Annotated in this window: 7 protein-coding genes; 3 read left to right on the top strand and 4 right to left on the bottom strand. The window is 64.0% G+C overall.

The window, feature by feature from the left end; all coding sequences use genetic code 11:
* The 4 genes from JHD82_RS21555 to JHD82_RS21540 form a co-directional block, all read right to left on the bottom strand.
* The coding region (locus JHD82_RS21555) for a formate dehydrogenase subunit gamma (protein WP_199138666.1) at window positions 1-576 on the bottom strand (576 nt) is incomplete at its 3' end.
* Window positions 573-1,502 carry a formate dehydrogenase subunit beta gene (fdxH, locus tag JHD82_RS21550; protein WP_012205325.1) on the bottom strand — a complete coding sequence of 310 codons (930 nt, stop codon included), beginning with the start codon at window positions 1,500-1,502 and terminating at the stop codon, window positions 573-575. The genes fdxH and JHD82_RS21555, both read right to left, overlap by 4 nt.
* Window positions 1,503-1,512: 10 nt before the next feature.
* Entirely contained in the window at window positions 1,513-4,578 is a 3,066-nt protein-coding gene (gene fdnG, locus JHD82_RS21545; RefSeq protein ID WP_080518199.1) for a formate dehydrogenase-N subunit alpha, read from the bottom strand.
* A 357-nt stretch (window positions 4,579-4,935) separates the two neighbouring features.
* Window positions 4,936-6,099, bottom strand: coding sequence for an AI-2E family transporter (locus JHD82_RS21540; RefSeq protein WP_012205328.1), 1,164 nt, complete (start codon window positions 6,097-6,099; stop codon window positions 4,936-4,938).
* A 231-nt stretch (window positions 6,100-6,330) separates the two neighbouring features.
* Between JHD82_RS21540 and JHD82_RS21535 the strand changes: the two genes are divergently transcribed.
* The 3 genes from JHD82_RS21535 to lpdA all read left to right on the top strand — a co-directional run bounded on the left by JHD82_RS21535 (window position 6,331) and on the right by lpdA (window position 12,048).
* Window positions 6,331-9,210: a 2-oxoglutarate dehydrogenase E1 component gene (locus tag JHD82_RS21535; protein ID WP_012205329.1), complete on the top strand. Its 2,880-nt coding sequence runs from the start codon at window positions 6,331-6,333 to the stop codon at window positions 9,208-9,210.
* Window positions 9,211-9,264: 54 nt separating this feature from the next.
* Complete coding sequence (odhB, locus tag JHD82_RS21530) at window positions 9,265-10,530, top strand: 2-oxoglutarate dehydrogenase complex dihydrolipoyllysine-residue succinyltransferase (protein ID WP_199138664.1); 1,266 nt, start codon at window positions 9,265-9,267, stop codon at window positions 10,528-10,530.
* Window positions 10,531-10,620: 90 nt separating this feature from the next.
* A complete protein-coding gene (gene lpdA, locus JHD82_RS21525; protein WP_013802658.1) occupies window positions 10,621-12,048 on the top strand; it encodes a dihydrolipoyl dehydrogenase in 1,428 nt (475 codons plus the stop codon).
* Window positions 12,049-12,059: the final 11 nt, after the last annotated feature.

Here is a 12,059-nt window from a genome sequence, read left to right as displayed (position 1 = left end):
GGCCCAGGCCCGCGTCACCGTGCCGTACAGCATGGCGCGGATGGTGCCCCGGGTCCAGATGGCCGCGTACACGTGCATGATGATCAGGCCGATCATCCACACGCCCGCAATGGCATGCACCACAGAGGCGGCGCGCACCACGTTGACGGGCAGCGTCCACCAGGCACGCCACATGAGCGCGCCGGTCACGGTGATCGCCAGCATGCCTATGACCAGGCCCCAGAACAGCAGCTTCTGGCCGCCGTTGTACTTGCCCTGCTCGGGCATGTCGTGGTCGTCGCCGTCGATCATCTTGTTGACGTTCTTGAGCCACTCGATGTCGCGCGGCTCGACCACGTTCAGGCGCCAGAAGCGCAGCGCCATGATGATGAAGAACAGCGCCATCACCACCCCGATGTAGGGGTGCAGGATGCGCGTCCACGGCCCGCCGCCGAACAGCTGCGTGAGCGGGAAGAAGGCCGGGTGGAAGAACGCCAGGCCCGACAGCGCCAGCAGGATGAAGCAGATGCCGACCACCCAGTGGTTGGCACGCTCCGATGCGTTGTAGCGCACCAGGTCACGTGGGTTGCGTTTCATCGGCGGGCCTCCTTTTCAGCGGCTTCCTGGTCCTTGCGGTCCATTTCGTCTTCCAGTTCCTTGGACACGTCGTTCGGGCCCTTGGTGATGTAGTGGAACAGGCTGCCGACGGCAGCTGCGCCCAGCGCGGCCATGGCCAGCGGCTTGGCAACGCCCTTCCACAGGGACACCATGGGGCTGATCTTCGGGTCGTCGGGCAGGCCCTTGTACAGCGAAGGCTTGTCCGCGTGATGCAGCACGTACATCACATGGGTGCCGCCCACGCCTTGCGGGTCATAGAGGCCCGCCTCGGCATAGCCGCGCCGCTTGAGGTCGCCGATGCGGTGCTCGGCCTGGTCCTTCATCGCCTCCTTGGTGCCAAACATGATGGCGCCCGTGGGGCAGGTCTTGACACAGGCAGGCTCGCGGCCGACGGCCACGCGGTCCGAGCACAGCGTGCACTTGTAGGCCTTGTGGTCCTTCTTGGAGATGCGCGGGATGTTGAACGGGCAGCCCGTGACGCAGTAGCCGCAGCCCACGCACTGGTCCTGCTGGAAGTCCACGATGCCGTTGCTGTACTGCACGATGGCGCCCGGCGAGGGGCAGGCCTTCAGGCAGCCCGGGTCCTCGCAGTGCATGCAGCCGTCCTTGCGGATCAGCCACTCCAGGTTGCCGGTCGCTTCGTTCTCGTACTCGGTAAAGCGCATGACGGTCCACGACTGATCGGTCAGATCGGTCGGGTTGTCATAGACGCCGGCCGCGCAGGTGCCGATTTCGTCGCGCAGGTCGTTCCACTCCATGCAGGCGGTCTGGCAGGCCTTGCACCCGATGCACTTGGAGACATCGATGAGCTTGGCCACCTCGCCGCTGTGCGTTTCGCGCGCACTGGGAGCAGGCGTCGTCGTGGCCGAGCGACGCTTGATATCGAGAGACATGGTTGATGACATCAGCTGCTCCTTAAACCTTTTCCACCTTCACGAGGAAGGTCTTGGATTCCGGGGTAAGGCTGTTGCCATCGCCCACCGATGCCGTCAGGTTGTTGGCCATGTAGCCCTTGCGGCCCGTCGACGAGAAGCCCCAGTGAATGGGCACGCCCACGTGGTGGATGGTCTTGCCATCGATCTTCATGGGCTTGATGCGCTTGGTCACCACGGCGGCGGCCTTGACGAAGCCGCGCTTGGAGCTGACCTTCACATGCTGGCCGGTCTCGATGCCCAGTTCCTTGGCCAGCGCCTCGCCGATTTCCACGAACTGCTCGGGCTGAACGATGTTGTTCAGCTGAACGTGCTTGGTCCAGTAGTGGAAGTGCTCGGTCAGGCGGTACGTCGTGCCCACGTGCGGGAACTCGCTGGGCGAGCCCGCCGAATCCTTGACGGAGTCGAAGATGCGCGTGGCCGGGTTGATGACCGCCAGCTTGTTGTCGGGGTACATGGGGTTGTATCCCAGCGGGTTGTCAAAGGCCTCGTAGTGGGTGGGGAACGGTCCCTCGTTCATGCCCTTGCGGGCGAAGAAGCGCGCCACGCCCTCGGGGTTCATGATGAACGGATCGGTGGTCTCCGGCGGCATGGTCGGGCCCATGTCAGGCACGTCGGCACCGCCCCAGGCCTTGCCGTTCCAGCGGATCAGCGTGCGCTTGGGATCGAACGGCTGGCCGTTGCGGTCGCAGGAGGCGCGGTTGTAGAGCACGCGGCGGTTGGCCGGCCAGGCCCAGGCCCAGTTCAGCGTGTTGCCTATGCCCGTGGGGTCGCTGTTGTCGCGCCGGGCCATCTGGTTGCCGGACGAGGTCCAGCAGCCGGCCCAGATCCAGCAGCCGCCCATCGTCGTGCCGTCGTCGCGCATCTCGCCGAAGCCGGCCAGCTGCTCGCCGGCCTTGCGGATGAGCTTGGTCGGGTCCTTGGGGTCGAACAGGTCCACCAGCGCGCGGCCGTTGTACTCCTTGGCGATCTCTTCCGAGGTCGGATGATCGGCATGGGCATAGGGCCACCACAGCTTGGTGATCGGCTCGGGGAACTTGCCGCCGTCCTTCTCATAGGCCTGCTTCAGGCGCAGGTGCAGGGCCGACATGATGGCGATGTCGGTCTTGGCCTCGCCGGGGGGCTCGGCCGCCTTCCAGTGCCACTGCAGCACGCGCGAGGAACTGACGACGGCGCCGTCTTCCTCGGCAAAGCAGGTCGTGGGCAGGCGGAACACCTCGGTCTGGATCGATGCCGGATCCACGTCGTTGAACTCGCCGTGGTTCTGCCAGAACTCTGATGTCTCGGTGACCAGCGGGTCCATGATCACCAGGAACTTCAGCTTCTTGAGGCCTTCGCGCACATTGTTGCTGTTCGCAAGGGCCGCCAGCGGGTTGAAGCCCTGGGCGATGTAGCCGTTGATCTTGCCCTGCGCCATCAGGTCGAACACCTGCAGCATGTCGTACTGCCTGTCCAGCTTGGGCAGGTAGTTGAAGGCCCAGTTGTTCTCGGCCGTGGCCGCCGGTCCCCACCAGGCCTTCATCAGGCTCACGTGGAACTTGGGCGTGTTCGACCAGTAGTTCATCTGGCCCGGGCGCATGGCCTTGGGCGTGCGCGCGTCGATGTACTTCTGGTAGTCCTGCTCGCCTTCGTTGGGCAGCGTCAGGTAGCCGGGCAGCGAGGCCGACAGGATGCCCAGGTCCGTCAGGCCCTGGATGTTGGAGTGCCCGCGCAGCGCGTTCATGCCGCCGCCGGCCACGCCGATATTGCCCAGCAGCAGCTGGACCATGGCGCCCGTGCGCAGGATCTGCGCGCCCGTGGTGTGCTGTGTCCAGCCCAGTGCGTACAGGATGGTCGCGACGCGACCCGGCACGGCGGTCGATGCCAGCTTCTCGCACACGTGCAGGAATTTTTCCTTGGGCGTGCCGCAGGCGCTCTCCACCTTCTCGGGCGTGTAGCTGGCGTAGTGGCGCTTGAGCCATTGGTACACGCAGCGCGGATGCTGCAGGCTGGCGTCCACCTTCACGTAGCCGTCGGCGTCGAGCTCATAGTCCCAGCTGGACTTGTCGTATTTGCGTGTCTGCGGGTCGTAGCCCGAGAAGATGCCTTCGTCGAACGCAAACTCCTCCTTCACGATGTACGAGAAGTCGGTGTAGTTCCTCACGTATTCGTGATGGATCTTGTCGTTCGTCAGCAGATAGTTGATCACGCCACCCAGGAACACGATGTCCGAGCCCGACCGGATGGGGGCGTAGAAATCGGCCACGGAGGCGGAGCGGTTGAAGCGCGGATCGACCACCATGAAGTGCGCACCGTTGTGCTCCTTCGCTTCGGTCACCCACTTGAAACCGCAGGGATGTGCTTCAGCGGCATTGCCGCCCATGATCAGGATAACGTCCGCGTTCTTGATGTCGACCCAATGGTTCGTCATCGCTCCACGGCCAAACGTCGGGGCAAGACCTGCCACCGTCGGGCCGTGTCAGACACGTGCTTGGTTATCGAGTGCGAGCAGGCCCCAGGAACGGGCAACCTTGTGTGTGACGTAACCGGCTTCGTTGCTGGAGGCCGAGGCGGCCAGCATGCCGGTGGTCAGCCAGCGGTTCACCGTCTGGCCCTTGTCGTTTTGCTCGACGAAGTTCGCGTCGCGATCGTCCTTGAGCAGCTTGGTGATGCGCGTCAGCGCCTCGTCCCAGGACATGCGCTTCCACTCGTTGGAGCCGGGGGCGCGGTACTCGGGGTACTTCAGGCGGTGCGGGCTGTGGACGAAGTCCAGCAGCGAGGCGCCCTTGGGGCACAGCGTGCCGCGGTTGACGGGGTGGTCCGGATCGCCCTCGACGTGGATCACCGACAGCTTGGCGTTCTTGGCGCCGTCGCTCAGCGAATACATCAGGATGCCGCAACCTACCGAGCAGTAGGTACAGGTCTGGCGGGTGACCGTGGTGGCGGCCAGCTTGAACTGGCGCACTTCAGCCAGGGCGGCAGTGGGCGAGAAGCCCATCAACGCCAGGCTGGATCCGGCCAGAGTCGAACCAGTCACTTTCATGAACTGGCGTCTGGAGAATTGGACCATGTGGGGTACCTTCTAATAGAAATTGACGCTTGTAAGCAAATTCTACGAGTGCACCCCGGAATCAATCCGGGAAATAACCCTTAATCCTGAGTCGGCCTGTGCGGCATTCGCGCGCAAGCTCCACGCCAGGCCTTGCTGCGCGGGGCTCGCCGGGGCGCCGCCCGGCGGGATCATCAGTTGAAATGATTATCTGGATTCAGGGCTTCGGACATTTTGTTTTATATCAATCCGCCATTCATTGAATGGATGAATGAGCTCGATGAATCCAGGCTATTGCGCGAATGCGATCCATTTGCACCCATTGAATGCCTGGAAATGGATTTCCGGCCCCGTCCAGAGGGAGGGGCCGGAGCAGGCTCAGCGTGCCGGCGGGCGCGGATCGTGCGGTGCTTGCTTGAGGTCCATATCATCCGATGTCTGATATTCAGCATGCGCCAAACCTGCCTGGGCAAGTTGGCGGCGCTTTTCCTCATCCTGCACTTGCATGCGCGAGAACATGTCCCAGATCGCCATGAACAGGGCCGCGATCACGGGGCCTATCACAAAACCCGTCAGTCCGAAGAGAGCCATGCCGCCCAGCGTCGAGATCAGCACGATGTAGTCGGGCATCTTCGTGTCCTTGCCCACCAGCAAGGGGCGCAGCACGTTGTCCACCAGGCCGATCACCAGCACGCCGTAGGCGATCAGGATCAGGCCCTTGCCCATGGCACCGGTAGCCAGGAAGTAGATGGCCACCGGTGCCCAGATCAGGCCGGCGCCCACGGCAGGCAGCAGCGACAGGAAGGCCATCACCACGCCCCACAGCACGGGCCCCTGGATGCCCAGAATCCAGAAGATCAGCCCGCCCAGCGCGCCCTGTGCGGCCGCCACGGCCAGGTTCCCCTTGACGGTGGCGCGGATCACGGTGGTGAACTTGCTCGACAGTTCGGCCTTGTGGTCGGCCTGCAGCGGAATGGCCATGCGGATGCGCTGGGTCAGGTCACGGCCGTCGCGCAGCAGGAAGAACAGCAGGTACAGCATCACGCAAAAGCCCACCAGGAAGCCGAACGTGTTCTGGCCTATGCCCAGCGCCTTGGTGGCCGCCAGCTTGGAGGCCTGCATGGCGATGCTGGACAGCTTGTCCTGCAGCTCGGCCAGCGAACCCAGGTGCAACCTCTCCAGCCAGGGTGTGACCCAGGAGGGCAGGGCGTCCATGATCTGTTGCAGATAGGTGCCCGCGTCCAGGTTGCCGCTGTTGACGCGCTCATAGATCAACGAGGCCTCGCGCACCAGGGAGGCGCCGATCAGCGCCAGCGGCAGGATGGCCACGACCAGGCACAGCAGCAGGGTGGACAGGGCGGCGAGATTGGTGCGCCGGGGCATGCGTGCCAGCAGGCGCCGGTGCAGCGGCGAGAACAGGATGGCCAGGGCGACGCCCCAGAAGATGGCCCCCATGAATTCCCAGAGCACGGCACCGAAGCCGATGGTCGCCGCGATCAGCAGCAGCATGAAAGTGCGTTTGTGTAAGGGCAGCAGGTTCATCTGTCGGTCCGTTCGGAATATGCGCCAATGTACGCGACTGCGGGAACTCCCGGAGGGTCCAGGTAATCGCTTGGTAACTGCCCTGCTGCGATGTTTGAACGGTGGCACAATGGCGGTCGCAACCAGGCCCTTCCCCAGCCACAGTCGCATCCGCCAATCGGTACAGCCGTGTCGCGGAAGGTTCCACAAACCAGCTAATGCCTCCTTCAGGGAGGCTGAGGTCAGCGCAATATGAGCGATCAGACGTCGGTCTACCAAGCCTACCAAGGCAATACCTACCTCTTCGGCGGCAATGCCCCCTACGTCGAAGAAATGTACGAGAACTACCTGGCCAACCCCGGTAGCGTGCCGGATTCCTGGCGCGAGTACTTTGATGCACTGCAACATGTGCCAGCAGTCGACGGCACGGACTCCAAGGACGTCCCGCACCAGCCCGTCATCAACGCTTTCGCCGAGCGCGCCAAGCAAGGCGGCACCAAGGTGGTCGTGGCCTCCGGCGCCGACTCCGAGCTGGGCCGCAAGCGCACCGCCGTCCAGCAACTGATCGCCGCCTACCGCAACGTCGGCGCACGCTGGGCCGATCTCGATCCCCTCAAGCGCACCGAGCGCCCCGAAATTCCCGAGCTGGAGCCGTCGTTCTACGGCTTCACCGATGCCGACCAGGAAACGGTGTTCAACACGAGCAACACCTTCTTCGGCAAGGAAAGCATGTCGCTGCGCGAGCTGATGAACGCTCTGCGCGAGACCTACTGTGGCACGATCGGCTCCGAGTACATGTATGCCACCGACCAGACGCAAAAGCGCTGGTGGCAGCAAAAGCTGGAAACCAGCCGTACCAAGCCCAGCTTTGACGCCAACCAGAAAAAGCGCATCCTCGACCGCCTGACGGCTGCCGAAGGCCTGGAACGCTACCTGCACACCAAGTACGTCGGCCAAAAGCGCTTCTCGCTGGAAGGTGGCGAAAGCTTCATCGTCGCCATGGACGAGCTGATCAACGCTGCCGGCCAGAAGGGCGTGCAGGAAGTCGTGATCGGCATGGCCCACCGCGGCCGCCTGAACGTGCTGGTCAACACCCTGGGCAAGATGCCCAAGGACCTGTTCGCCGAGTTCGACCACACTGCCCCCGAAGACCTGCCCGCAGGTGACGTGAAGTACCACCAGGGCTTCAGTTCCGACGTGTCCACCGCAGGCGGCCCCGTCCACCTGTCGCTGGCCTTCAACCCCTCGCACCTGGAAATCGTCAACCCCGTGGTCGAAGGCTCGGTGCGTTCGCGCATGGACCGCCGCGACGACCCGCATGGCAAGCAGGTGCTGCCCGTGCTGGTGCACGGCGATGCCGCCTTTGCCGGCCAGGGCGTGAACCAGGAAACCCTGGCGCTGGCCCAGACCCGTGGCTACACCACGGGCGGCACGGTGCACATCATCATCAACAACCAGATCGGCTTCACCACCTCCGATCCGCGCGACACCCGCTCCACCCTGTACTGCACCGACATCGTCAAGATGATCGAGTCGCCCGTGCTGCACGTGAACGGTGACGATCCGGAAGCCGTGGCCCTGGCCGTGCAGCTGGCCTTGGAATTCCGCATGGAGTTTGCCAAGGACGTGGTCGTGGACATCGTCTGCTTCCGCAAGCTGGGCCACAATGAGCAGGACACGCCTGCCCTGACCCAGCCGCTGATGTACAAGAAGATCGGCGCCCACCCCGGCACCCGCAAGCTGTACGCCGACAAGCTGGCCACGCAAGGCCTGGGTGAGACGCTGGGCGACGACATGGCCAAGGCCTACCGTGCCGCCATGGACGAAGGCCGCCACACCGTGGACCCGGTGCTGACGAACTTCAAGAGCAAGTACGCCGTGGACTGGAGCCCGTTCCTGGGCAAGACCTGGACCGACGCCGGCGACACCGCCATCCCGCTGACCGAATGGAAGCGCCTGGCCGAACGCATCACCACCATCCCCGAGACCGTGACCCCGCACGCGCTGGTCAAGAAGGTCTATGACGACCGCGCAGCCATGGGCCGCGGCGATGTCAACGTGGACTGGGGCATGGGCGAGCACATGGCCTTCGCATCGCTGGTCGCATCGGGCTACCCCGTGCGCCTGTCGGGCGAGGACTGCGGCCGCGGCACCTTCACCCACCGCCACTCGGTCATCCATGACCAAAAGCGTGAAAAGTGGAGCGAAGGCACCTACATCCCGCTGCAGAACGTTGCCGACAGCCAGGCTCCGTTCACCGTCATCGACTCCATCCTGTCCGAAGAGGCCGTGCTGGGCTTCGAGTACGGCTACGCGTCGAACGATCCCAACACCCTGGTGATCTGGGAAGCCCAGTTCGGCGACTTCGCCAACGGCGCCCAGGTGGTGATCGACCAGTTCATCGCCTCCGGTGAGGTCAAGTGGGGCCGCATCAACGGCCTGACGCTGATGCTGCCGCACGGCTATGAAGGCCAGGGCCCCGAGCACAGCTCGGCACGCCTGGAGCGCTTCATGCAGCTGGCCGCCGACGCCAACATGCAGATCGTGCAGCCCACCACGGCCAGCCAGATCTTCCACGTGCTGCGTCGCCAGATGGTGCGCCCGCTGCGCAAGCCGCTGGTCATCATGACGCCCAAGTCGCTGCTGCGTAACAAGGATGCGACCTCGCCGCTGTCCGAGTTCACCAGCGGTGGTTTCCAGACCGTGATCCCCGAGCAGGACGAAGCCGTCGTGAAGAACGCGGCCAAGGTCAAGCGCGTGATCGCATGCTCGGGCAAGGTCTACTACGACCTGGTCAAGAAGCGCGCCGAGAAGGAAAGCAAGGACGTCGCCATCATCCGCGTCGAACAGCTGTACCCCTTCCCGCACAAGGCCTTCGCCGCTGAACTCAAGAAGTTCGGCAACGCCACCGAGATCGTCTGGTGCCAGGACGAGCCGCAGAACCAGGGCGCCTGGTTCTTCGTGCAGCACTACATCCACGAGAACATGCTCGATGGCCAGAAGCTGGGCTACTCCGGCCGCGCTGCCTCGGCATCGCCCGCCGTGGGTTACGCACACCTGCACCAGGAGCAGCAAAAGGCCCTGGTGGAAGGCGCGTTCTCCAAGCTCAAGGGTTTTGTCCTGAACAAGTAAGGCAGCCCCCACCCGCTACGTATCAGTACAGAACACTTTTGGAAAGAATCACAAATGGCTATCGTTGAAGTCAAAGTTCCCCAGCTGTCCGAGTCCATCGCTGAGGCCACCATGCTGACCTGGAAGAAGAAGGCCGGCGAAGCGGTTGCAATCGATGAGATCCTCATCGAAATCGAAACCGACAAGGTCGTGCTCGAAGTGCCCGCACCCGCCGCTGGCGTGCTGGCCGAGATCGTGCAAGGTGACGGCGCCACCGTGGTGGCCGAGCAGCTGATCGCCAAGATCGACACCGAAGGCGTGGCCGGCGTGGCCGCTGCCGCTCCTGCCGCAGCCGCCGCTCCCGCTGCCGCAGCGCCTGCTGCTGCTCCCGCCGTTGCTGCTGCCACTGGCGGCAGCAAGGGCGATGTCGCCATGCCCGCCGCTGCCAAGCTGCTGGCCGAGAACAACCTGTCGGCCGCCAACGTGGCTGGCTCCGGCAAGGATGGCCGCGTGACCAAGGGCGACGCCCTGGCCGCCGTCAAGGGCGGCGTGCAGTCCACGGCTGCCGTCATCCCCACCGGCGTGCCCACCAAGGCGCTGCCCCAGGTGTCGGCTCCCGCTGCCAAGGAAGACCTCAGCGGCCGTCCCGAGCAGCGCGTGCCCATGAGCCGCCTGCGTGCCCGCGTGGCCGAGCGCCTTCTGCAGTCGCAGTCCACCAACGCCATCCTGACCACGTTCAACGAAGTGAACATGGCCCCGGTGATGGATCTGCGCAAGAAGTTCCAGGACGCCTTCACCAAGGAACACGGCACCAAGCTGGGCTTCATGTCCTTCTTCGTCAAGGCGGCAGTGCACGCCCTGAAGAAGTACCCCGTGCTCAATGCTTCCGTGGACGGCAACGACATCGTCTACCACGGCTACTTCGACATCGGTATCGCCGTGGGTTCGCCCCGTGGCCTGGTGGTGCCCATCCTGCGCAATGCAGACCAGATGAGCTTCGCCGACATCGAAAAGAAGATTGCCGAATTCGGCAAGAAGGCTGCCGAAGGCAAGCTGGGCATTGAAGAAATGACCGGCGGCACCTTCTCCATCTCCAACGGCGGCACCTTCGGCTCGATGATGTCCACCCCCATCATCAACCCGCCCCAGTCGGCCATCCTGGGCGTGCACGCCACCAAGGACCGCGCCATGGTCGAGAACGGCCAGGTCGTGGTCCGCCCGATGAACTATCTGGCCATGTCCTATGACCACCGCATCATCGACGGCCGCGAAGCCGTGCTGGGCCTGGTGGCAATGAAGGACGCGCTGGAAGATCCTTCGCGCCTGCTGTTCGACCTGTAATTCCACAGGGTTCGACACGACGAAAACCCACCCTTGGCCGCGCGCCCTGCGGTGGGTTTTTTCATGCATCACAGACAAGAGATTCCTGAAATGAGCAAGCAATTCGACGTCATCGTCATCGGCGCGGGCCCTGGTGGCTACATCGCCGCCATCCGTGCCGCACAACTGGGCTTCAACGTGGCCTGTATCGACGAGTGGAAGAACGCCGCTGGCGGCGCCGCTCCGGGCGGCACCTGCACCAACGTGGGCTGCATTCCCTCCAAGGCCCTGCTGCAGTCGTCCGAGCACTTCGAGCACGCCAATCTGCACTTTGCCGACCATGGCATCTCCACCGGCAAGGTCGAGATGGACGTGGCCAAGATGATCGCCCGCAAGGATGCGGTCGTGAAGCAGAACAACGACGGCATCCTGTACCTGTTCAAGAAGAACAAGGTCACCTTCTTCCACGGCCGTGGCTCGTTCGTCAAGGCGGTCGAGGGCGGCTACGAGATCAAGGTTGCCGGCAAGGAAGAGGAAGTGCTGACGGGCAAGCAGATCGTGGTCGCCACGGGCTCCAGCGCCCGCGCGCTGCCCGGCGTGCCCTTCGATGAAGAGAACATCCTGTCCAACGACGGCGCCCTGCGCCTGGGCAAGGCCCCCAAGAAGCTGGCCCTGATCGGCGCCGGCGTGATCGGCCTGGAAATGGGTTCGGTCTGGCGCCGCCTGGGCACGGAAGTGGTCGTGCTCGAAGGCATGGACAAGTTCCTGTCTGCCGTGGACGAGCAGATCGCCAAGGAAGCCAAGAAGGCGTTCGACAAGCAGGGCCTGAAGATCGAGCTGGGCGTGAAGATCGGCGAAATCAAGAGCGGCAAGAAGGGCGTGTCCATCGCCTACACCAACGCCAAGGGTGAAGCCCAGGCGCTGGAGGCCGACAAGCTGATCATCTCCATCGGCCGCACCGCCAACACGGCCGGCCTCAATGCCGAGGCCGTGGGCCTGGCTCTGGACGAGCGCGGCTGCGTCGTGGTCGATGACGACTGCAAGACCAGCCTGCCCGGCGTCTGGGCCGTGGGCGACGTGGTGCGCGGCCCGATGCTGGCGCACAAGGCCGAGGAAGAGGCCGTGGCCGTGGCCGAGCGCATTGCCGGCCAGCATGGCCATGTGAACTTCGGCACCATTCCCTGGGTGATCTACACCAGCCCCGAAATCGCCTGGGTGGGCCGCACCGAGCAGCAACTGAAGGAGCAGGGCGTCAAGTACAAGGCTGGCACCTTCCCCTTCCTGGCCAACGGCCGTGCGCGCGCCCTGGGCGACACCACGGGCATGGTCAAGTTCCTGGCCGATGCCGAGACCGACGAGATCCTGGGCGTGCACATGGTCGGCCCCATGGTCTCGGAACTGATCTCCGAAGCCGTGGTCGCCATGGAGTTCAAGGCATCGAGCGAAGACATCGCCCGCATCTGCCATGCCCACCCCTCGCTGTCCGAGGCCACCAAGGAAGCGGCACTGGCCGTCGACAAGCGCACTTTGAATTTCTGAGTGCCAGGCTA

It is taken from the genome of Delftia sp. ASV31 (assembly GCF_016428765.1).
GTDB classification, from domain to species: Bacteria; Pseudomonadota; Gammaproteobacteria; order Burkholderiales; family Burkholderiaceae_C; genus Comamonas; species Comamonas acidovorans.
Note: the sequence above shows the minus strand (reverse complement) of the source record. Positions and strands in the feature narration are given on the sequence as shown.

What these genes read in the sequence shown, in the direction of transcription:
- fdxH (WP_012205325.1), bottom strand. Translation starts at nt 1,502, where the DNA reads ATGTCATCAACCATGTCTCTCGATATCAAGCGTCGCTCGGCCACGACG.
- JHD82_RS21540 (WP_012205328.1), bottom strand. Translation starts at nt 6,099, where the DNA reads ATGAACCTGCTGCCCTTACACAAACGCACTTTCATGCTGCTGCTGATC.
- JHD82_RS21535 (WP_012205329.1), top strand. Translation starts at nt 6,331, where the DNA reads ATGAGCGATCAGACGTCGGTCTACCAAGCCTACCAAGGCAATACCTAC.
- odhB (WP_199138664.1), top strand. Translation starts at nt 9,265, where the DNA reads ATGGCTATCGTTGAAGTCAAAGTTCCCCAGCTGTCCGAGTCCATCGCT.
- lpdA (WP_013802658.1), top strand. Translation starts at nt 10,621, where the DNA reads ATGAGCAAGCAATTCGACGTCATCGTCATCGGCGCGGGCCCTGGTGGC.